Genomic DNA, 22,696 nt, shown 5'->3' with positions numbered 1-22,696 from the left:
TATAAAAAAAAGGATTTCCAACAACTAATTAGGTGAACATGAATAATATTACCAGAAGAACTTTTAATAAAACAATGTCTAAAGGAATTGGCGGAGCTACCTTGCTTAGCGCGATGCCATGGGCTTGTGCAATGGGTGAACAAAAACAGGACAAGAAGAAATTAGGCGTGGCATTGGTAGGTTTAGGAAGCTACAGCACGTATCAACTGGCACCTTCTTTAATGGACTGCGAATATTGCTATTTGGCAGGGATAGTTACCGGAACTCCTGAAAAAGAAAAGATATGGCAGGATAAATATAATATTCCCCGCACAAATGTTTATAGTTATGAGAATTTTGATACTATCGCATCTAATGATTCCATAGATATAGTCTACGTTGTACTACCTAATTCTATGCATGCAGATTTCTCCATAAGAGCTGCCAAAGCAGGTAAACATGTTATATGCGAAAAACCTATGGCCGTTACTGTTGAGGAATGCGATGCAATAATTGAAGCATGTAAAAAAGCAAATGTTAAATTAAGTGTAGGTTACCGTCTTCACTCAGAGCCCTATACTCAGGAAATAAAGCGATTGGTTGATGAAAAGGTTTTTGGAAATGTACAGTATATATCCGCGGAAGCTGCCTACAGATCTGGCGGCAATCCAGATCAATGGCGATTAAACAAAGCGCTTTCTGGTGGAGGAGCCTTAATGAATATGGGGGTTTATGCGATCCAAAGTGCAATTTATGGAACCGGAGAGAACCCAATATCTGTAACTGCACAGGAGTTTAGCTCAAGACCGGATTATTTTAAGGATACCGATGAGACCATCACCGCTCAATTCGAATTTTCAAGCGGAGCTTTTGGTAATATCATGACGTCACATAATACGAATGTAAACAGAATGTATGGCTCATGTGATAAGGGGTGGTTTGAATTAAATCCTGCCAGTTCATATGGGCCATTGGCAGGTAAAACCTCCAGCGGAGACTTGAGTTTCCCACATGAACGTCAGCAAAAATTACAGATGGATGATTTTGCAAGACATATTTTAAATGATGCTCCAAACGTTGCACCTGGCGAAATGGGCAAACGGGATATGATAATTGTAAAAGCTATTTATGAGTCGATTGCGAAAGGGAATTCAAAAATTGAATTGAAATTGGGTTCTATGGGTCTGTAGCAAATTACATTAATATTTCCTAGAACTTTTCAAATACGCCCAGTCCAAATAGTGCAAAATCGTATTTTACGGGATCTAGTGGGTCCATTTTTCGAAGAAAGGAATCCAGTTCATACACCGCTTTGGAATCGTTTTGTTTCCGATGTAATATCCCTAGCTTTCTGGCCACATTGCCTGAATGAACATCCAGGGGGCAGGATAAAAGGGCAGGGGAGATGGATTTCCAGATCCCGAAATCTACCTTGGTTGAATTATCGCGAACCATCCATCTCAGAAACATATTCAGGCGTTTGGCGGCGGAACCTTTGGCTGGATCGGAAATATGCTTTGTTGTTCTTTTTGGATGTGTTAACTCAAAAAAGGTTAGCTTGAATTTAGAAATTGCAGGCTGTGTTGATTTATTCGTAGTATGTTGACTAAAAATTGCTTCTAAACCTCCCTGTTGTTTATATATATATCTCAATGCTTTAATAAAATATACCAGGTCAATATGATTAAAAGTGCGATGGACAAATGGCTCAAGCTTCATCAATTCTGATTCTTTATGGAATAAAACAAAGTTAAGAGGGTCATTATCTAATAAATCCATTAAATATCGGGCATTGTTTATAATGCTTTTTCGATTACCCCAGGCAATTGTTGATGTGAGAAATGCACTAATCTCAATATCTTCTTTTTTAGTAAACAAATGGGGAACCTGAATTGGATCTGAATCAAGAAATTGAGGATTATTGTATTGGATGACTTTTGCATCCAAAAAATCTCTTAACTCATATATAGTCACTGATTTTTTATTTTGGTGGGGCTAATGTGATAAATGGGTTTTTTTATAGATTCCCATACTTCTCTCAACATATTAGTCTATGATTTGTCCGTCTATCATGGTTAACTTTCTGTCTGCCATATCAGCTAATTCTTCATTATGAGTAACAATAACAAAGGTTTGCCCAAATTCATCGCGTAACTGAAAAAAAAGCTGATGCAGTTTATCTGCACTTTCCGAATCCAGATTGCCACTTGGTTCATCGGCAAGTATTATGCTTGGATTGTTTATCAATGCCCTTGCGACTGCCACACGTTGTTGTTCACCACCAGATAGCTCATTAGGTCGGTGGTGCATGCGACTGGAAAGCCCAAGGAAATTTAGCAATTCAGTTGCTCTGGACTCCGCCTCTGCCTTCCCGGTCCTTTTAATAAATGCCGGAATGCAGACGTTTTCAATGGCTGTAAATTCCGGTAATAATTGGTGGAATTGAAAAATAAATCCAATATGATTATTTCTAAATGCAGCCAGTGCTTTATCTTTTAATGAAGTAATATCAATACCATTGATTTTTAGCTCACTTTCCTTTTTGTTTGATTGGGTATCCAGTGTGCCCAAAATTTGCAATAATGTTGTTTTACCGGCACCTGAGGGCCCTACAATAGATACCACTTCTCCAGCTTTTATACGCAAATCTACCCCCTTCAAAACCTGAAGTTTTCCGAAATATTTTTGGATATTAGTGGCCTTAATCATCAATTAATAATTAGGGCATGAAAGTAAACAATACCCTTAACACTTCAAAATGTTATGAATGGGGAATATGTTGGCAGCAGCCTGGTATAATTCTATTGATGCCTTCATTTTACTAATAATACATTTATTTATGATTTTTAAAGTAGAAACCTTTAATTTCGAAGTACTTTTAAATCAAGCCATTTATACCTTTTTATTATGACATCATACCACAACCTGGAAGAATATAACATAGAAATTACCAATGAAATAACTGAGCGTTTTTCTGGAATAATTAACGAAATAGGGGAGGAAGTTGGTCGTGAAGGATTAATTAAAACCCCTGAACGAGCGGCCAAAGCAATGTTGTTTTTAACACAGGGATATAAACAAGATGCCGCGGCAATCCTTAAGAGTGCAATGTTTAATGAATCTTATAACGAAATGGTAATTGTTAAGGATATTGAATTGTATTCTCTATGTGAACATCATATGTTACCTTTTTTTGGGAAAGCTCATATTGCTTATATCCCCAATGGACAAATCGTAGGGTTGAGCAAATTGCCAAGAATCGTAGATGTTTTTGCAAGAAGGTTGCAGGTTCAGGAACGCTTAACCGAGCAAATATTAGATTGTATAAATGACACTCTAAAGCCTCAGGGAGTTGCCGTTGTTATAGAGGCCGCACACATGTGTATGATGATGCGGGGGGTTCAGAAACAGAATTCCGTGACTACAACATCCGGATTTAGAGGCTCTTTCCAAAAAGAAGAAACTCGTAATGAATTTTTAAAATTAATCAGTTCAAACCTGTCTTAATTTTGTCATATAGAGAATTAAATTTATAGAATAGGATTCGTTTTTATAATTTCTAAATGATTAAGAAGAAAAAATACAAACTCCTTGCATTGGGGCTCCTTTTTGATGGAATTGGCATGCTTTCTTTTATGATGCCGGGTATTGGGGAATTCACAGATTTGATATGGGCGCCCATAGCAGGTTGGTTAATGACAAGAATGTACAAGGGGAATCCCGGAAAAATAGCCGGACTGATAGCTTTTATCGAAGAAATTGTTCCCGGATTAGACGTGATTCCTTCTTTCACCTTAATGTGGCTCTATACCTATGTTTTTGCGACTAACAAGTACATAACTATTGAAGAAGACTAAACCGTTTATATTTCAAATTCCTTAAACCACCTGTTTTAATTTATATTATAAACTAAACCAATATTTCTTACAGAGGAATACTTAATCCTATATTAATATTCCTTCCAATATTTGAAATATCATCTACCTTTAGCCTGGATAAATGGGAAATATAATCCTTATTCAGAATATTTAGGGCAGTTACCACCAATTCAACATCTTGTTTAAAGAGTTTCAGACTTGCTCCAAAACCAGCGTTTAAAAGATTATAACCCTTAGTGGACGTCTCAAAGGTTGCCACTCTATTTTGATCAAATATGGTGTTTAAGGTGATAAAGGTATAACCATCTGTTATCCATTTTTGGGAATTATTAAATTCTAACCTTAAGGTATTGCTTAGCTTATTTGCAGGTATCAATGGAAGGTAGTCGTCATTGTCCAACTGTCCTATCACAGATTCGAAGCTGCTCTGCACATGCAACCAGTCTAAAGGGTGAGGGTGAAAATGAAATCCAATTTCTCCACCATATAAATTGGCATCCTGCTGTATGTAATTGTACACCGGATTATTATCTACAAATTCGCCATTGGGTTCAATAAAAATATAATCGCTGATAATATTATAAAAACCATTTGCAAAAAATTCAAAATGTTGACTACCATATTCCAGTGCAATATCTATTTGCAGATTATTTTCATTCTTCAGGTTGGGATTGCCTATTTCAAATCGGTTAGTACCTTCATGAATACCATTTGAAGTTAATTCAGCCAAATTAGGAGCTCTAAATCCACTTGCAAGATTAATTCGACCTATAAAATTCTTTAAAAAATCAATTCGATATCCCAGTGCTGCATTAAAGCTATTGAAATTTCTATCCAATTGTGCTATGTATCCTTCTTCACCCACGATGCCCGTTTCCTCTCCTTTAATAGTCCGATTGTCAAATCGGATACCTAGCTGAACATCGCTTTTTTCGAAGTGTATATGTGAGGTTGCCAAAAGGCCAATATCATTGGTAATTGCATTGGGTATTAACACCTCCTCTCCAAAGTTTTTATTATCCTGGCTCATTCCCTGGAGCCCTGCTATGGTCTCCAAGCGGCCAAGGGTTGGCAAATTATATTGGACATTATAGCTAAATGTAGAAAGTTTCATGTCCAGAGCTGGTTTTAAATCAACCGCGTTAACCGGTGGTATTTCTTCATCTTCCTCCTCCTCAAACTCTTTTCGGTTATTTAAGATATAGCCTAGTGTAATTCTCAGGCTTGAATTGTTAAAAAACAAATCGCTTTTTGAACTCAATATATGGCTGTTTATTTCCTGATATGGCGAAATTGGAGTTCGTCCTAAATCCTGTATTCCAATTTCTTCCGGAATGCCTAAATCGGAGCTATTTAAATTATAGCGCAACTCTGTTTTAAATTTTCCTAATTGGTATCCAAGCGCTGTTTTAAGATCAAATTCATTAAAACGGGAGTTAGTTACTCTTAAACTGTTTCCGCCTTTATAATCAGCATGAGATGTATATGCACCACGTACCAGGAATTTGAATTTTTCTCCAGAAGTTTTGAAGCCTGCATTGGCATTGACACCCTGCGTATTCGTAAAATAGTTTAAATTTATATCACCCTTGCTTGAATTAACATTGGCAAATTGTTCCGGATTTAAATAAAGTACCCCACCTAAGGCATCCGAGCCATAAAGAAGAGATGCTGGACCCTTAATGACCTCTACACTTTCCACACCTGCTGCACTGATACCAAGGCCGTGTTCATCCCCAAATTGTTGGTTCTCCAGTCGTATGCTTTGAGAATAAACCAAAACCCTGTTGGAGCTTAAACCTCTTATCACAGGTTTTCCAATCCCTATCCCTGTGGAAACACTTTCCACACCCGGGATGTTTGTGATTCCATCAGAAAGCGTTATAGCCCCCATTTTTCTCAATGATTCAACGGCAGCCTGTTCTACCTTCATTACGTTTTCACGTTGTAATTTGTGGAATGGTGTAGATACAATTACCTCTTCCATTTCTATGGCACTGGGCGAAAGGACAATATCCAAGGTAATTGTGCCCTGAGTAAGCGTTATGGTTGAAGAATATGTTTGGTAGCCCATATAGGAAGCAACAATTTTGTAAGTCCCCACGGGAAGATTATTCATGACAAATTCTCCATTGCTTCCGGTTACCGTGCCTTTTTCCAATTGTGGCATGTATACGGAAACCTGTTCTAATGGGGTATTTGAATCTTCTGCTGAAATAGTGCCCCTAAGTGTGCACTGTGCTTTACTATTAAAATAAAATAATACAAAAAGTGTTAAAAATAAATATTTCATAACCTGTTTTTAAATTAAAAAAAATCTAACAAATGGAGTTACGAAAATGAGGGTGGGGCTCTAAGAGAAAATAGTGGAGTGTCTGATACCGGATTATATATATAAGAGTGTGAGAATTCATTTCTTATAAAAACAGCGGCTACTAATTGTGTTTTAAAAAGTCGAATATAAAAGTGATGAGAAAAATTAAATTTACTAAAATCACAATCCAATTCTTTGGCATGAATATGCGACTCAAAAGTGTTGTCGCAGCTAATTTCTAAATGATTGGAAACGTGTGATAATTGAATAACCGAAGGAAGCGCCAAAAAAATGATTAGCACCAATGAAATTATGGAAAGTGATTTGTTTTTGTCCATCACGATACAAAGTAATCAAATAAAGCAATCAGGATAAGTTAAGAAAAGATTAATTTACTTAAAAAGAAAACCTAGTCCGATTCTGCTTAACATTTTTTTTTCAAAGTTCCAGAAAAATTTAAATTGTCCAAAAAGCCCTCCAAAAACCACTAGAAGAATCTGGTAAATTGGAAAGATCACCATTATTCTTAAAGTCCAGTATACCCAGCCACTCCACCATGTGTCAGGTAAGTTGCTTCTTTCCAGACCAACCCACTCAAGAAATGGTTTTGCAATAAATACCGCAGCAGAACCTGTGATAGAAAATACAATTAAAATTATGATAAGTTGAAAACTGGATTCTATACCCCAGCGTTTTTTAAGTTTATTCATTTTAAATAAGATCGGGGCAAATATATTCAATTAATTCGTGGTGCAAAGGGTCCAAGGCGTTGATTGTATTTGCGTTGAAAATAAATAAAATAATTATAAAGTTTATAGTTCACTTCATACCCATAATCAATATTGGAGTCATAGTTGATCTGCAGCTCATATAAATTAGGATCAAATCTTGAAGGTTCCAGAACGCGTTGATTCCAGTTCATAACATAAATACGATTTCTGTTTTCCATATAATTTTGGGTATAATATCCCCTTGGCTTTGCTATACTTTGGAGCCAGGTATTGAAACCTATCTCCATAATTATTATTTCATATTCTAAGCTATCGTTCTCAATGATAACGGTGTCTCTCGTATTTTGATTAAATACTTCCTTCTCTTCTTTTGAAATATCAAGAACTTTCTTAGATCCGGAACATTGAATAATAAATAAAACCAAAATTGAACAGAAAAAAATTCGTATTAAAACTTTAGGCATCATAGCATTATAATTGAAATAATAAAGTACAAAAAAACCATTTGTTTTATCAAATGGTTTTGTTAATTTATTTGGAAAAACTTTGAATTTATTTACCGAAGAGGCCACCCAATAAACCTCCGATACCACCTTTCTGTTTAGAATCACCCATAACCATTCCTGCTACGTCATCAAGAATACTACCATCTCCATCTGCATCCAGAAGGGTAGTAAGAAGACTTTGGTTTTGTTCTGGTTGTCCACCCAACATACTACTTAGCAGCGTATTCATTCCACTCGCATCACTGACTTTATTTTCAGCAGTTTGTTTTGCTAAAATACCCATAACCAGAGGAGCCGTAATTTTTAGAATATTAGCAATAGATCCTGCATCCATTCCGGATCGCTGGCTCAAAGCATTCTCAACATTTGCCTGTTTACCACCAAAGACATGACCTAATATACCAGCCCCATCGTCCATAACTGATTGATCTACACCTCCACTAAAAAGGCCTCCGAGATCATCAAGAATACTTCCATTATGTTTAGATGATAAAGCGTTCATCAATCCTTGTGCACCTTCCGGCGTGGCTACATTTTTTTTCATTGCCCCTAATAGCAAAGGCATAGCCATACTCAGTACATCAGCTGTTTTGTTTTCAGCTTGCCCTGTTTGGCCTGCAACTCCGCTTATTACCTGTTTCCCAATGGGACTGTTTAATAAATCTAATAATCCTCCCATTAACTTACTGTTTAGTTTTATATCATGGAAATGTACGAAAAGTAATTAATGCATAAGAACAGTGCCCTAAAAAAGCAAAAATTACTTTGGTTAACTTCATAATTAAATTAAATTGCTCCTTTTTTAATTATCTTTTTATCTTTAAAGCATGAATTTTTTAGAACTTCCTTCCCAGCCTCATCCTGCAGTTTCTTATTTACGGGTAGGAAGACTGTTGTATTGGTCTTTAATACTTTTTTTATTGGAATCGTGGTTCTACTGGGGGCAATTTCAGGCTTCATTGCAACAATTCTCCCTCTTTTGGGTAGCTCTTTGGTTTAGTTGTTTTCTCTTTTCTTTTGTTCATATCTTCCTTGTGATTATGGACGGATGGTCGAGATTTCAGAATTATAAAAGGGCTAAAGATCTTTTTTTTGTTCATGGATTTAATTCCAGGATTGCCGACATGTACGTTGGGTCAAAATGTCAGCGCAATGCGGCAATAGTTGCTGCGGAAGAATTAGGTTATAAAGATGAAATATTGAACTATTATCAATCCAGGGGAATAAAATGGTTTCATTATTTACCTTATTTTATGATTCATGACCCTTTATTTTTGTTTCGAAATTACTTTTGGGAAAGAACATTTCTTGAAAAGGTTTATGAGCCTAAATTTGACTACAGGAGCCTACATCTGGAAAGAGCAATATGATACTTGAAGCCAGGAATATTTTCAAGTCCTATGGTTCGATTAAAGTTCTGAAAAATGTGACTATAGAATGTCACAGGGGCAAAATCTACGGGCTTATCGGGGCAAATGGCGCAGGGAAGACTACCTTATTTAGGATACTGTTAGGTCTCATTAAACAAGACAGCGGTAGTATAGAAATAAATTCACAAGGAATTAAGCCTATTGGTGGTATTGTAGAAAAGCCTGCCTTGTACGGATATCTATCTGCTTTCGGAAATTTAAAAGTTTTCGCCCAAATTCAGGGTTTGAAACTTACCAAAGATTTATTTTGCCAATCCATGGAACAGGTGGGTCTTTCACCAACGCGGAAAGACGTAATAAGAAATTATTCCCTGGGGATGAAGCAGCGCCTTGGTCTGGCCATAGCTTTATTGAATAATCCCGAATGCATTGTATTAGATGAACCTTTTTCCGGTTTGGATCCTATGGGAATATTTGCACTACATGAATTGATCAAAAAACTAAGCAGCGAGAATCACATAACGGTTATAATCTCATCTCACATTGTCAGTGAATTAACAGACCTGTGCGATACACTTTATGTTCTCAATGAGGGAGAAATAATTAAATCAGGATCAACTGCCCAGCTGATTAAGGAAAATGTTACCACCTTTAAAATTTCTGGAAAGAATCTGGAAATGTCGGAAGTGTTAAAAGATGTCAGTGCTGTTTTTTTAAATAAATCTGCTCTTGTTTCACCCAAAAGTATGAGCATTTCTGAGGTTCTGCATAAATTAATGAAAGAGGGGATAGAAATCACCGCCTGTATTCCACAAACAGATTTAAAAGCCCTATTTGGAAGGGAACCAGTATGATATCATTGATTCGTTCAGAAATTTATAAAATCAGCAAACAGAGCAAAACACTTTATGCCCTGGCTGCCATACTTATTATTGAAGGATTTGTAATTATGAGTGCCTATTATCAGGGCGCGGGAATAATAGACCTTTTGTTAGACAACCTGAAAGATTCTTTTGAATTCAGAGGTAATCTTTTAAATGGGAACTTAATTATTTACTTGATCCTGAATTCGTTGTGGTTTCATATCCCCTTAATTCTAATGATTATTATTTCGGGATTTTTAACTTCCGAATATAAAGACAAGACCTTGGAGACGGTTATGCTTCAACCCGTAAGTAAGTTATATTTTATATTGAGTAAATATATCGTTTCCATAGTTTTTACGCTTTTTATTGTCCTTATTTTGGCTGTTACCACCTTTTTTATTTCCTATTGGATTTTTGGGTACGGGGATTTGGTGGTGTATTTAGACGGATTGAATTTTTTTAAATCAGACGATGCTTTTTACAGACTGATATATGCATTTTTGTCGGGCTCAATAACCATGGTATTCTTTTCGGTGGTTAGTTTAACGCTGGCTGTTATTTTAAAAGATGCTACAAAAACCTGGATTGTATCGGCTATTTTTTTGATATGCAGCAATCTGTTGTTAAAAATCGACTTTAGAAATGAAGTCATCAATGAGTTATTTTTTTCTAAGTTAACAGATAGCTGGCAGTATTTTTTCTATTATGAAATACCGTATTCTACTATTTACTTCAAAAATTTTATGTTGTTGGGATATTCCATACTTGTCATGGTAATTGGCGTACTAATTTTTAAACGAAGGGACATTCAGGGATGAAAGGATTATTTTTTTTATCGATATTTTTAATAGGCCTGAATCAAGTTTGCGCACAGGAGATTGATAATGATCTCCTTCAGATAAAAAAGCGTATGGATTCAATTAAGTCTTACGATGCACAAATAAAACTGGATGTAGACATCAGTTTTATTAATATGCCATCCAAATATGGGAAAGTGTTATATAAACAAGGAGAAACTACTAAGGTTACCTCTGAGGATTTTATTATGCTTCCTAAACGAGGCTTGGATCTTACCTTAAATGAAATCTTTAAGTATCCATTTATAACTGTAAATAGGGGCGAAGCCAACCACAAAGGGATTTTATGCAAGGTTATTAATCTAATTCCCACCTCTTCAAAATCTGACTTCTCTATAGCGACTATTTTTATGGATACTAAGGCAAAAAGAATAGTGAAATCAGAAATAAGTACTAAAATGGAAGGCGTTTTTACTACCTATTTAGACTATAAAAATTATGCGGATATTCTTCCGATGAAAATTGAGGTTGAATTTGCTGTCAATAGTGTAAAAATACCTTTGCGTTTTCTGGGGAAAGAAACTGAAGTTGATCGTAAAGCCCTTAAGCAGGAAGGATCCAAAACCGGTAAGATCTTTTTAACACTATCAGAGATTAAAATTGTGAAATAGGCTTTTGAAAAAACCAATAATCAGTTTAAAGAACATGACTGAAAAGCCTATGTTCTTAAAGGATTAAAATATTTTTACTACCTAAAGCTAAGATTTTTAACAATTGCTTCGGCTTATTTTAAAAGCGCAATAATTTGATTAGCCAATTCCAGGCCAATACGGTCTTGAGCTTCTGCAGTAGCCGCCCCAATATGCGGAGTTAGTGATATTTTGGAATGCATTAGAATCTTTATTTCCGGAGTGGGTTCAGATTCAAAGGTGTCGAGGCCGGCAAAAGCAATTTTTCCACTCTCCAAAGCTTCAATAAGAGCAACCTCATCAATTACACCACCTCTCGCGGCATTCACGATACCAACCCCGTTTTTCATAATGTCAAATTCTTTTTTACCTATTACATATTCCTTTTGAGCCGGCACATGAACAGTAATAAAATCGGAATCCCTCAACACTTCTGCCTTGGATCTGCTTTCAAAGGTAAAACTGACCGACTGCCCATCAAAGAAGGGTACTTTAATCGTTGCCGAATCTAAAAACGGGTCGTGAAAGATAACATTCATGCCTATCCCAATTGCAATTTTGGCAGTTGCCTGTCCTATTCTTCCAAATCCAATTACCCCAAGCGTTTTACCGCGTAACTCAACGCCTTTGGCATAGGATTTTTTTAATTTTTTAAAATTGCTGTCTCCTTCAAGAGGCATATTTCTATTGGCATCATATAGAAACCGAACCCCACCAAACAAATGAGCAAAAACTAATTCAGCTACAGATTCAGATGAAGCGGCCGGTGTATTAATAACATGTAGGCCTTTTTCCTTGGCATAAGCTACGTCAATATTATCCATACCAACACCACCTCTGCCAATAAGCTTCAAAGAAGGACAATTATCAATAATATCCTTACGAACTTGGGTAGCACTTCTAACCAGAATGCCTATAATCTCATTTTCATTGATATAGTCTACTAGCTGTTCCTGGGCAACTGTGGTTGTAATTACTTCGAATCCGGCTTTTTCCAATGCTGAAATTCCATTTTCTGATATACCGTCGTTAGCGAGTATTTTCATCCTTTGATGTTCTAAGTTTAACTTTAAATTTATTTGCTTCTTTGATCAAGTAATTAACCTCTTCTTTCCAGATCACTCATTATATCAACTAAAACACCTACACTTTCCAATGGAAGTGCATTGTACATGGACGCACGATAGCCTCCTACGGATCTATGACCGTTCAATCCATTTATTCCTGCTTCTTTCCACATTTCGTCAAAGGTATCTTTAAGTAATTCATCAGTTAATGTAAATGTGGCATTCATATTTGAGCGATCTTCTTTTTTTGCAAATCCATTAAAAAGAGGATTAAGGTCAATCTCAGAGTAAATGAGGCTGGCCTTTTTATCATTGATTTCTTCAATTGCGGCTATTCCGCCCAAATCTTTCAACCATTGAAGAGTAAGCATCGATACATATACTGCAAAAACTGACGGAGTATTATACATACTATCCTTACTTAAATGAACCTGATAATCCAGCATGGAAGGAATTTGCCTGGATACTTGTCCCAGTATATCATCCTTAATAATGACCAGAGTTGTACCTGCCGGCCCCATATTTTTTTGCGCTCCGGCATAGATAAGATCAAATTTGGAAAAATCCATTTGTCTTGAGAAAATATCGGAACTCATGTCGCAAATTAATGGAACTTTAGTGTTAGGAAATTCCTTTATCTGAGTCCCGAAAATGGTATTATTAGAAGTTAGGTGAAGGTAATCCAGGTCATTAGGAACCACATAACCTCTGGGGATATAGTTGAAATTCTTGTCTTTGGAAGAAGCAACTTCAATAACATCACCAAATAGCTTTGCCTCTTTGATTGCTTTAGTACTCCAGGTGCCGGTATTGATATAACCAGCTTTGTTTTCTAAAAAGTTATAAGCGACCATAAGAAATTCCAGACTTGCACCTCCCTGGAGATATAAAGCCTTATATCCTTTTCCTTCAAGCCCCAAAAGTTCAAGAGCTAAAGACCTTGCTTTTTCCATTACAGCAACGAATTCTTTACTGCGATGTGAAATTTCAATAAGAGAAAGACCAATGCCATCTAATTCAACTACTGCTTCTGATGCCTTTTGCATCACTTCTTTTGGCAATATGCATGGTCCTGCACTAAAATTATGTTTTTTCATCATTAACTTATTTTTTGAGGATCTAAAGGTCATAAATAATACCGAAAAACTAATCAGTAATATGGATTATTTCCATTATGTTTTTAACAGGAATTCAACAGTGTCTATTCCATCAGCATAATCCCATAAGTCTGGTTTTTGGGTTTTACCAAACGGCAGTGAATTTTCAATTATATCAACTCCAACAATACATTGGATCTGATCAGAATCCCTGAGAAGTCTTTTTCTCAATTCTTCAGTAGTGGTATATCTCTCGTAAAATGCCGTACCTATAGGCGAGGCATATCCCACATCTTCTTTTAATAAGAAAAAACCATTATCCAGAAATTGGAATTCACTCATCAAATAAACGGCCTTATTATAATCATAATTATTCGCGTACTTATTCTGGTCAATTAAACTTTGATAAATATTGATGCTCTTAAAAAAATCATCGAAACTATACTCCTTCGGAACAAATAATTTAGAAACATTTCGGCACCCTAATCCGTAATATCGAAATATGTCTTCGCCTAGCTCACTAAGTTGTTCTTTAGTTTCCTTTCCTGTAAGTATGGCAATGGAGTTTCTGTTTTTTCGTATGATATTGGGTTTATTTCCAAAGTAATGTGCAAAATAACGGGCTGTATTATTACTTCCGGTTGCTATAACAACATCAAATTTGGTTAATCTTCCCTCGCTAAACTCTATTTCAGAGGCCAGCTCCGGCTCAATATGTATTAAATACTTGGCAATAAAGGGTAAGAGTATATTATCATTAGAGGAGCATTTTGCTAAAACCTGGTTCCCACTTATAAGGGTAGCAACGAAATCATGAAATCCTACCAGTGGAATATTCCCTGCCATTATTATAGCAACAATTTTGTGAGTATTATTCTCGAGAGGATAAGGCGATAACCATTTATTCAGGTTTTTTTCGTTAAGCTGTTCCGCCCAGGCATTTATTGCGAACATCACCTGTTGTTTTGTGAACCAACCATTTTTATGGCCGGCTAAAGTAATAGCACTCTCAAATTTTTGATGCCATTCATTATTGTCATCTGCTAAACTTAAATTATCTGATAAAGTTTTGGTGAAATTCCCAAAAAACTCTCCAAGTTTTATAAAAGCGTTAAATCGTTGCTCCAGTGTGGCCATTATATTTGTGCAATAGTGTTTAAGGATTTACCTTTGCGCAAAAATATGCATGCTGGGACATTGTAGCAACAATCAGGGCAAGTATATTGCTTATTAAAAGAAAAAGAAAATTATGGCTATTATTATAACAGACGAATGTATTAACTGTGGGGCCTGCGAACCCGAATGCCCAAATACCGCTATATATGAAGGTGCAGATGAATGGCGATATAACGATGGAACCTCTCTTAAAGGCGAGGTGGTATTACCAGATGGGAAGACCGTCAACGCTGATGAAGTACAGGAACCAATTAGTGATGAGATCTACTATATAGCACCAGATAAATGTACGGAGTGCATGGGATTCCATGAAGAACCTCAATGCGCGGCAGTTTGCCCGGTAGATTGTTGTGTTCCGGATGAAGATAGAGTAGAGACGGAGGAGGAATTACTAGCCAAGCAACGATTTATGCACCCGGAATAGATTAATATTCTACGGGTTGTTTTCGATCATTTTCGAAGCTATTTCTTTAAATAATTTTGCGCAGACCATACCTGTCATATTGTTTATGTCGCGGGTTGGATTGTATTCCACAATATCGGCTCCCAGTATAGGAACATCTATTGCCTGAATAATAGTTAATACCTCCCGGGTACTCAAGCCACCTGGTTCGTGATGCGAAACACCGGGGGCATAAGCAGGGTCCAGAGCATCCATATCCAATGAGATATAAACCGGATTTCTAAGTTCTAAAGACGTTGATTTATGTATTTGCGCCATTTCAATGGTTTCAACTCCATATTTTTCTCCCTGTTCACGCTGATGCTTTGAAAGTGTCCTTATGCCAATTTGCATCAATCTGTTGACCAATTTTTCCTCCATGATTCTTGCAAATGGGCAAGCGTGGGAGTATTTGTCTCCCTCAAATGTGTCATATAGGTCGGCATGAGCATCTATATGAATCAGATCTATTGCCCCATGTACCTTGCTGAAAGCTTTTATAACGGGATAAGTTATTGAATGATCGCCCCCCAAAGTCAGCAAATACTTTTTGTCTTTTATGTTTTCAAAGGTGAATTTTTCAATGTCGAAATAAGTGCTTATTTCAAAGTCTCCTTTATCATCGAAAATTTCAGGGAGTATTTCCAGACCGTTTTCTGCAAAGTAATTCACAGATGGACTCTTATAAAAACTTCTAATTTTAGGTGGTGCCAGTGCAGGACCTTTTAAAAAGGATGACTTCTCGTCATATTGAATTCCCTGAAGGGTAATTTTCTTCATTATGGCTATTTAAATAACTCTAAATATACTGGTAAAAACTATATTTGCACCCAAATTATGGCAAGCAGATAGTAGATTGTCAGGATATTTCTAAGATAGAATAGATGAAAGCAGGTATTGTAGGATTACCTAATGTTGGTAAATCAACTCTTTTTAATTGTTTGTCCAATGCAAAGGCGCAAAGCGCCAATTTTCCCTTTTGCACGATTGAGCCAAATATTGGGGTTGTGAATGTGCCGGATCCAAGGCTGGAAAAATTGGCAGAATTGGTTAACCCTGAGAGGGTTATTCCTGCAACGGTAGAAATAGTAGATATTGCCGGACTGGTTAAAGGAGCAAGCAAAGGAGAAGGTTTAGGGAATCAATTTTTAGGTAACATACGGGAAACCGATGCTATTTTACATGTTTTACGTTGTTTTGATAATGACAATGTAGTTCATGTGGATGGGTCTATCGATCCTATTAGGGATAAAGAGACCATAGATATGGAATTGCAGCTAAAAGACCTGGAAACGGTTGAAAAGAAGTTAGACAAGGTAAATAGAGCTGCCAGAACAGGTAATAAAGAGGCTCAAAAAGAAGCTGCGGTCCTTCAAGCCGTAAAAGAAGGATTAGAAACAGGTAAATCTGTGCGTGCTTTAGCTTTTGAAGATGATGACCGAAATGATTTTATTAAACCTCTGCAGTTTATTACAGACAAACCGGTTCTCTATATCTGCAATGTAGATGAAGCATCAGCAGTATCTGGAAATGCTTATGTAGAAAAGGTGAAAGCTGCCGTAGCAGATGAGCAGGCAGAGGTAATTGTTTTGGCTGTAGGGACAGAAGCGGACATTACCGAATTAGATACTTACGAAGAACGACAAATGTTTTTAGAAGATTTAGGGTTGACAGAGGCAGGCTCGGCTAAAATGATCAGAGCAGCTTATTCTCTTTTACACCTTCAAACCTATTTTACAGCAGGAGTTAAAGAAGTCAGGGCCTGGACCATAAAAGTAGGCTCCACGGCGCCTCAGGCAGCAGGGGTTATCCATACAGATTTTGAAAAAGGATTTATCCGGGCTGAGGTTATTTCATATAGCGACTACATTAGCTATGGAAGCGAAACAAAAGTCAAGGAAGCCGGGAAAATGCGTGTGGAAGGAAAAGATTATGTAGTAAAGGATGGTGATATTATGCATTTTAGGTTTAATGTTTAAGCAGCGATATCGCTGGAATTGTTGTTTTTAATAGTGATATAATCCCGCTATCAACAATACATGGCGTTTTATTGTTAATTACTTTCTATACTGCACATTTTGATTTCTGCCCCGAAATTTTATATTAGCAGGGTAATCCCCAAATATCATGGCAGAATCACAATATACCGAAGATAACATAAGATCACTTGACTGGAAGGAGCATATTCGTCTGCGACCTGGAATGTATATTGGAAAACTTGGCGACGGATCTTCTGCTGATGACGGCATTTATATCCTACTAAAAGAAACAATAGACAATTGTATTGATGAATTTGTCATGGGTGCCGGAAAATCCATTGATATTTCTATTCAGGGTGAAAAAGTAACCGTAAGGGACTATGGCCGGGGTATTCCACTGGGTAAGGTGGTTGATGTGGTCTCCAAAATGAATACAGGAGGAAAGTATGATACCCGTGCATTTAAAAAATCGGTTGGACTCAACGGGGTCGGAACAAAGGCTGTTAATGCACTATCTGCATATTTTAAAGTAGAGTCGAATAGGGATGGTAAATCCAAATCGGCTGAATTTGAAACAGGAGAATTGGTGAACGAAGAACTTTTGGAGGAAACTTCCAGGAGAAGAGGAACCAAGATTACATTTATTCCTGATGAGGTTATATTTAAAAAATATAAATATAGAAATGAGTATGTAGAACGCATGCTCAGAAATTACGTATATCTTAACCCTGGCCTTACTATTGTTTTTAATGGAGAAAAATTCTTTTCCGAAAATGGACTTAAGGATTTACTGGAAGATAACAATACTAAAGAAGATTTATTGTACCCGATAATTCACCTCAAAGGACAAGACATTGAAGTAGCTATTACGCATAGTAAAACACAGTATAGCGAGGAATACCACTCTTTTGTTAACGGACAGCATACCACTCAGGGGGGTACCCATCAATCTGCTTTCAGAGAGGCTATTGTGAAAACAATAAGAGACTACTACGGTAAGAATTATGATGCTTCCGATATCCGAAAATCAATAATTTCGGCGATTTCTATCAAAGTGATGGAGCCTGTTTTTGAAAGTCAGACGAAAACCAAACTTGGCTCAACAGATATGGGAGGAGAATTCCCAACGGTAAGAACATACATCAACGATTTTATAGGGAAGCAGCTTGATAATTACTTGCATAAAAACCCGGAAACCGCTGAGAAAATTCAACGTAAAATTGTTCAGGCTGAGAACGAACGAAAGGAACTTTCGGGAATACGAAAACTGGCACGGGAAAGAGCGAAAAAAGCAAGTTTGCATAACAAGAAATTACGAGATTGCAGGTTGCATCTGGGAGATATGAAAAGCGAAAGACGACTGGAATCGACCTTGTTTATTACTGAGGGTGATTCAGCTTCCGGTTCCATAACTAAATCGAGAGATGTAAATACGCAGGCAGTTTTTAGTCTTCGGGGTAAGCCATTGAACTCCTATGGGATGTCAAAAAAAATAGTGTATGAAAATGAAGAATTCAATCTGCTTCAGGCTGCTCTGAATATAGAAGAATCCATGGAGGATTTACGTTATAATAATATTGTAATTGCTACTGATGCCGATGTTGACGGAATGCATATTCGATTATTACTGATTACATTTTTTCTTCAATTTTTTCCTGAATTAATAAAAGAGAATCATTTATATATTTTACAGACACCGTTATTTAGGGTAAGAAATAAAAAAGAAACCTATTATTGCTACAGTCAGGACGAAAAGAGGGAGGCGATTACCAAATTATCAGGTAAACCGGAAATAACTCGTTTTAAAGGACTGGGTGAAATTTCGCCGGATGAGTTTAAACACTTTATTGGAGATGACATACGGTTAGAGCCGGTTATGCTCGATAAAGCATTGTCTATTGAAGAACTTTTAAAGTTTTATATGGGAAAAAATACTCCGGACCGTCAGGAATTTATAATTGAGAACCTTAAAGTTGAAGTTGACCTAATAGAAGATAATTAATTATAAAATAGAATAATACGAATCTTTCTTTATGGAGGAGAATGAAGAAGTAAATGAGGTACATGAAGAAGACCAGGGTAATGGCCAGGAGGCACTTACCCGGGTTACAGGCATGTACAAGGATTGGTTTTTAGATTATGCTTCTTATGTAATTTTAGAAAGGGCGGTGCCAGCTATTGAAGATGGTTTTAAGCCCGTGCAACGCAGAATTATGCATGCGCTTAAGGAGTTGGATGATGGTAGGTATAATAAGGTTGCCAATGTAGTTGGACATACAATGCAGTATCACCCTCATGGCGATGCAAGTATAGCTGATGCCATGGTTCAGATTGGCCAGAAAGAACTACTTATTGATACTCAAGGGAATTGGGGTAATATTTTAACGGGCGATGGAGCTGCGGCATCCCGATATATTGAAGCCAGACTTTCCAAATTTGCATTAGAGGTAGTATTTAGTCCAAAAATCACCGAGTGGCAGTCATCTTATGATGGAAGAAAGAAAGAACCTGTAAATCTTCCGGTTAAATTTCCCTTATTACTGGCTCAAGGAGCAGAAGGCATTGCAGTTGGTTTGTCTACTAAGATTCTCCCTCATAATTTTAATGAGATTATTGATGGATCTATTAAACATTTGAAAGGGCAGCGTTTTAAATTGTTTCCAGATTTCCCTACCGCAGGTATTATTGATGTTACCAACTACAATGATGGATTAAGGGGCGGCAAAGTAAGGGTAAGGGCTAAAATTTCACAACTTGATAAAAATACACTGGTTATTAATGAAATACCCTATGGCACAAATACTTCTTCATTAATAGATTCAATCCTGAAAGCAAATGATAAAGGGAAGATTAAAATAAAGAAGATTGAAGATAATACAGCAGCCCAGGTTGAGATACTTATACATCTGCCGGGGGGTATTTCGCCTGATAAGACCATTGATGCCCTATACGCGTTTACTTCCTGCGAATCTTCAATTTCTCCTTTGGGCTGTATTATTGAAGATAACAAACCTTTATTTATAGGCGTTACAGAAATGCTTGAACGTTCTACAGACAATACTGTAGCTATGCTTAAAGCAGAATTGGAGATACAGTTATCAGAACTCCAGGAACAGTGGCATTTTGCATCTCTAGAGCGGATATTTATAGAAAACCGAATCTATAGGGATATAGAAGAAGAAGAAACATGGGAAGGAGTCATAAGTGCTATAGATAAAGGACTAAAGCCACATATTAAACACCTCAAAAGGGAGGTGACGGAAGAAGATATTGTGCGGCTTACGGAGATTAGGATAAAAAGAATATCCAAATTTGATTTGGATAAAGCACAACAATACATTGATAGTCTGGAAGATAAAATTGCCCAAACTAAAGACCACCTTGCTAATTTGGTAGATTTTGCAATAGCATATTTTAAGGAATTAAAAAGTAAATATGGTAAAGGCAGGGAGCGTAAATCTGAAATTAGAATTTTTGATGATATTGAGGCAACCAAAGTAGTCATTAGAAACACCAAACTATATGTAAACAGGGAGGAGGGTTTTATTGGAACTTCTTTAAAACGCGACGAGTATGTTACAGACTGCAGTGATATAGATGATATCATCGTATTCACCAAAAATGGTCATATGATGATAACCAAGGTAGATTCAAAAACATTTATAGGCAAAAACATAATTCACGTAGCCGTATTTAAGAAGAAAGACAAGCGGACAACCTACAATATGATTTATAAGGATGGCAGAGGAGGATCGAGCTATGTAAAGCGCTTTTTTGTTACTGGAGTTACGCGAGATAAACATTATGATCTTACAGCAGGTAAAAGCAATTCAGAGATTATTTATTTTTCGGCGAATCCAAATGGGGAAGCAGAAGTAGTTACGATTTTTCTTAGGCAGGCAGGCAATATAAAGAAATTAAAGTGGGATTTGGATTTTGCAGATGTTATGATAAAGGGTCGTGCTTCAAAAGGGAACATCGTAACTAAATATTCTGTAAAAAAAGTAGAACTAAAGGAAAAAGGACTTTCCACACTTAAACCTCGCAAACTTTGGTTTGACGATACAGTTCAGCGGCTGAATGTTGATAACAGGGGTGAACTTCTGGGAGATTTTACCAATGAAGACAGACTTCTTATTGTTAACCAAAAAGGATTATTGAAAACAGTTATTCCGGAACTGACAATGCGTTTTGATGATGATATTATTGTCTTGGAAAAATGGGTGCCTAATAAACCTATATCTGTAATATACTGGGAGGGAGAAAAAGAACTGTTTTACATAAAACGATTTTTGGTGGAAAACTGCGATAAAGAGGAAAAGATAATTACGGACCATCCAAAATCCTACCTCGAAAAAGTATTTACAGATTATCGGCCCATGGCGGAATTAGTGTATTCTAAAAAAAGAGGGATGGAACGCAAAGACAACCTTACAATCAATATAGAGGAGTTTATTAGCGTAAAAGGCAGTTCTGCAATGGGAAATCAATTAACCAAAGATAAAGTCCTTGAGATTAACGCATTGGATCCCTTGCCGTATGAAGTGCCGGAGGTTCATGACACCTTGGATATTGAGGTGGTGGATGAAGAAAATATAATTCCGGAGAAGAAAGATTCACCTTCAAAATCTAAGAAAGAAAATAATCAGGCCAATAGCAAAGATAATCCTGGTAAAAAAGATGATGATGGGCAAACAAAGCTTTTTTAGCAAATTATAGAATATTCATACGCAATAATGAGAATGACACTAATTTTAACTTGCTAATTGTATTTGTTTTGGCTATAATTGCCAATTCCTGCAACAACAAAGAGAAAACTGCAACAAATTTATGGATTTTACAAACCCCCTGATTTATGGCGTCCCCTGTTTTATCGCCCTAATTATTTTTGAACTTATTTACAGCAAAACACATGGAAACGAACAATTATATAATTGGAAAGATTTGTTCGCTAGCGGCGCCATGGGTGTTGGAGCTGCAATTATAGGACCGTTGTTTAAAATCATCTTTGCCATAGCGCTTTTTGAGGTATCCTATGAATTTTTTAACCCTGTTACTAATGGAGTGCGTACAAACCTATTGGGGTACGAATCCTTTGGTTACGCATGGTATGTATGGTTACTTTGTATGTTGGCTGATGATTTTACTTACTATTGTTTTCATAGAGCAAACCATGAAATAAGATTATTTTGGGCAGGTCATATCGTCCATCATTCTTCTGATAATTTTAACTTAGGTACTGCGGTTCGTAATGGATGGTTCACAATTTTTCACAAACCCTTTTTCTATATGTGGATGCCTGCAATTGGTTTTCCCCCGGAAATGGTTATCGTATGTATAGGAATAGAGATTATGTGGCAATTTCAGTTGCATTCCGTCTATATTCCAAAAATGGGATTTCTCGAAAAGATATTTAATACACACACGATGCATCAGGTTCATCATTCTCAAAATGTAGAATATCTGGATAAAAATCATGGAGGGATCCTTAATATTTTTGACAAAGTCTTCGGTACCTGGAAAGAACTGGATAATGATACAAAGATCAAATACGGCGTTATTCATTCCCCAAACTCTTACAACCCTCTGGTGATCCTTACTCATGAATATAAGGATATCTGGAAGGATGTGAAAAAGTCGAAAAAACTTTCCCATGCCTTGATGTATATATTTGGACCACCAGGATGGAGCCATGACGGCAGTACATTGACTGTGAAACAACAGCAACAAAAACTTAGGGAATCACAATTGGCGTAGCTAATAGTCGAGCAATGACCTTAAAGCTATAGCGCGACAGGTTAATCC

23 protein-coding genes are annotated in these 22,696 nt (G+C 36.7%); 12 read left to right on the top strand and 11 right to left on the bottom strand.

The window, feature by feature from the left end:
- The first annotated feature begins 38 nt into the window (after positions 1-38).
- Positions 39-1,169, top strand: a complete 1,131-nt coding sequence (locus Q0874_RS10540) for a Gfo/Idh/MocA family oxidoreductase (protein ID WP_299162814.1) — start codon at positions 39-41, stop codon at positions 1,167-1,169.
- 19 nt (positions 1,170-1,188) lie between these two features.
- On the opposite strand, the gene Q0874_RS10535 is transcribed toward Q0874_RS10540, so the two are convergent.
- Positions 1,189-1,953 carry a TIGR02757 family protein gene (locus tag Q0874_RS10535; protein WP_299162812.1) on the bottom strand — a complete coding sequence of 255 codons (765 nt, stop codon included), beginning with the start codon at positions 1,951-1,953 and terminating at the stop codon, positions 1,189-1,191.
- 72 nt (positions 1,954-2,025) lie between these two features.
- Entirely contained in the window at positions 2,026-2,688 is a 663-nt protein-coding gene (locus Q0874_RS10530; protein WP_299162810.1) for an ABC transporter ATP-binding protein, read from the bottom strand.
- Between the two features lie 198 nt (positions 2,689-2,886).
- Between Q0874_RS10530 and folE the strand changes: the two genes are divergently transcribed.
- Together folE and Q0874_RS10520 are read left to right on the top strand one after the other, a co-directional pair.
- Positions 2,887-3,486, top strand: a complete 600-nt coding sequence (gene folE, locus Q0874_RS10525) for a GTP cyclohydrolase I FolE (protein WP_299162808.1) — start codon at positions 2,887-2,889, stop codon at positions 3,484-3,486.
- A gap of 56 nt (positions 3,487-3,542) precedes the next feature.
- A complete protein-coding gene (locus Q0874_RS10520; RefSeq protein ID WP_299162806.1) occupies positions 3,543-3,836 on the top strand; it encodes a hypothetical protein in 294 nt (97 codons plus the stop codon).
- 67 nt (positions 3,837-3,903) lie between these two features.
- Here the strand turns inward: Q0874_RS10520 and Q0874_RS10515 are convergent, their stop codons facing one another.
- From Q0874_RS10515 to Q0874_RS10495, 5 genes are all read right to left on the bottom strand, one after another.
- Positions 3,904-6,150: a TonB-dependent receptor gene (locus tag Q0874_RS10515; RefSeq protein WP_299162803.1), complete on the bottom strand. Its 2,247-nt coding sequence runs from the start codon at positions 6,148-6,150 to the stop codon at positions 3,904-3,906.
- Positions 6,151-6,188: 38 nt separating this feature from the next.
- A complete protein-coding gene (locus Q0874_RS10510; protein ID WP_299162800.1) occupies positions 6,189-6,509 on the bottom strand; it encodes a hypothetical protein in 321 nt (106 codons plus the stop codon).
- Positions 6,510-6,563: 54 nt separating this feature from the next.
- The gene (locus tag Q0874_RS10505) at positions 6,564-6,881 is read right to left on the bottom strand and encodes a DUF6787 family protein (RefSeq protein WP_299162797.1); all 318 of its coding nucleotides are present in this window, start codon (positions 6,879-6,881) and stop codon (positions 6,564-6,566) included.
- A gap of 26 nt (positions 6,882-6,907) precedes the next feature.
- Positions 6,908-7,369, bottom strand: a complete 462-nt coding sequence (locus Q0874_RS10500) for a DUF6146 family protein (protein ID WP_299162794.1) — start codon at positions 7,367-7,369, stop codon at positions 6,908-6,910.
- Between the two features lie 85 nt (positions 7,370-7,454).
- Positions 7,455-8,087 (bottom strand): DUF937 domain-containing protein, encoded by a 633-nt coding sequence (locus Q0874_RS10495; RefSeq protein WP_299162792.1) that lies wholly within the window; start codon positions 8,085-8,087, stop codon positions 7,455-7,457.
- A gap of 148 nt (positions 8,088-8,235) precedes the next feature.
- Between Q0874_RS10495 and Q0874_RS10490 the strand changes: the two genes are divergently transcribed.
- The 4 genes from Q0874_RS10490 (at position 8,236) to Q0874_RS10475 (ending at position 11,112) form a co-directional block, all read left to right on the top strand.
- On the top strand, positions 8,236-8,778 hold the full coding sequence (locus tag Q0874_RS10490) for a hypothetical protein (protein WP_299162789.1): 543 nt from the start codon (positions 8,236-8,238) through the stop codon (positions 8,776-8,778).
- Complete coding sequence (locus Q0874_RS10485; protein ID WP_299162786.1) at positions 8,775-9,632, top strand: ABC transporter ATP-binding protein; 858 nt, start codon at positions 8,775-8,777, stop codon at positions 9,630-9,632. The genes Q0874_RS10490 and Q0874_RS10485 overlap by 4 nt, the downstream gene beginning before the upstream one ends.
- The gene (locus tag Q0874_RS10480; RefSeq protein ID WP_299162783.1) at positions 9,629-10,462 is read left to right on the top strand and encodes an ABC transporter permease; all 834 of its coding nucleotides are present in this window, start codon (positions 9,629-9,631) and stop codon (positions 10,460-10,462) included. Before Q0874_RS10485 ends, Q0874_RS10480 begins: the two co-directional genes overlap by 4 nt.
- Before the next feature lie 92 nt (positions 10,463-10,554).
- Complete coding sequence (locus Q0874_RS10475) at positions 10,555-11,112, top strand: hypothetical protein (RefSeq protein WP_299162781.1); 558 nt, start codon at positions 10,555-10,557, stop codon at positions 11,110-11,112.
- Between the two features lie 113 nt (positions 11,113-11,225).
- On the opposite strand, the gene Q0874_RS10470 is transcribed toward Q0874_RS10475, so the two are convergent.
- The 3 genes from Q0874_RS10470 to Q0874_RS10460 form a co-directional block, all read right to left on the bottom strand.
- Complete coding sequence (locus Q0874_RS10470; RefSeq protein WP_299162776.1) at positions 11,226-12,176, bottom strand: D-2-hydroxyacid dehydrogenase; 951 nt, start codon at positions 12,174-12,176, stop codon at positions 11,226-11,228.
- A 53-nt stretch (positions 12,177-12,229) separates the two neighbouring features.
- Positions 12,230-13,294: a 3-phosphoserine/phosphohydroxythreonine transaminase gene (gene serC / locus Q0874_RS10465; RefSeq protein ID WP_299163235.1), complete on the bottom strand. Its 1,065-nt coding sequence runs from the start codon at positions 13,292-13,294 to the stop codon at positions 12,230-12,232.
- Between the two features lie 75 nt (positions 13,295-13,369).
- Positions 13,370-14,431 carry an acyl-CoA reductase gene (locus Q0874_RS10460; protein ID WP_299162773.1) on the bottom strand — a complete coding sequence of 354 codons (1,062 nt, stop codon included), beginning with the start codon at positions 14,429-14,431 and terminating at the stop codon, positions 13,370-13,372.
- A gap of 112 nt (positions 14,432-14,543) precedes the next feature.
- Between Q0874_RS10460 and Q0874_RS10455 the strand changes: the two genes are divergently transcribed.
- Positions 14,544-14,894 (top strand): 4Fe-4S dicluster domain-containing protein, encoded by a 351-nt coding sequence (locus Q0874_RS10455; protein WP_299162771.1) that lies wholly within the window; start codon positions 14,544-14,546, stop codon positions 14,892-14,894.
- 9 nt (positions 14,895-14,903) lie between these two features.
- Here the strand turns inward: Q0874_RS10455 and Q0874_RS10450 are convergent, their stop codons facing one another.
- Positions 14,904-15,692 carry an agmatinase family protein gene (locus tag Q0874_RS10450; RefSeq protein ID WP_299162768.1) on the bottom strand — a complete coding sequence of 263 codons (789 nt, stop codon included), beginning with the start codon at positions 15,690-15,692 and terminating at the stop codon, positions 14,904-14,906.
- A 104-nt stretch (positions 15,693-15,796) separates the two neighbouring features.
- On the opposite strand from Q0874_RS10450, the gene ychF reads away from it, so the two are divergent.
- From ychF to Q0874_RS10430, 4 genes are all read left to right on the top strand, one after another.
- Entirely contained in the window at positions 15,797-16,891 is a 1,095-nt protein-coding gene (gene ychF, locus Q0874_RS10445) for a redox-regulated ATPase YchF (RefSeq protein WP_299162765.1), read from the top strand.
- A 148-nt stretch (positions 16,892-17,039) separates the two neighbouring features.
- Entirely contained in the window at positions 17,040-18,893 is a 1,854-nt protein-coding gene (locus Q0874_RS10440) for a DNA topoisomerase IV subunit B (RefSeq protein WP_299162763.1), read from the top strand.
- 31 nt (positions 18,894-18,924) lie between these two features.
- On the top strand, positions 18,925-21,600 hold the full coding sequence (locus Q0874_RS10435) for a DNA gyrase/topoisomerase IV subunit A (protein ID WP_299162761.1): 2,676 nt from the start codon (positions 18,925-18,927) through the stop codon (positions 21,598-21,600).
- A gap of 121 nt (positions 21,601-21,721) precedes the next feature.
- A complete protein-coding gene (locus tag Q0874_RS10430) occupies positions 21,722-22,648 on the top strand; it encodes a sterol desaturase family protein (RefSeq protein ID WP_299162759.1) in 927 nt (308 codons plus the stop codon).
- The last annotated feature ends 48 nt before the right edge of the window (positions 22,649-22,696 follow it).

It is taken from the genome of uncultured Eudoraea sp., from assembly GCF_947490415.1.
In the GTDB taxonomy this organism is placed as follows: Bacteria; Bacteroidota; Bacteroidia; order Flavobacteriales; family Flavobacteriaceae; genus Eudoraea.
The sequence above is the reverse complement of the archived record's forward strand: the minus strand, read 5'-3'. Positions and strand labels throughout refer to the sequence as shown.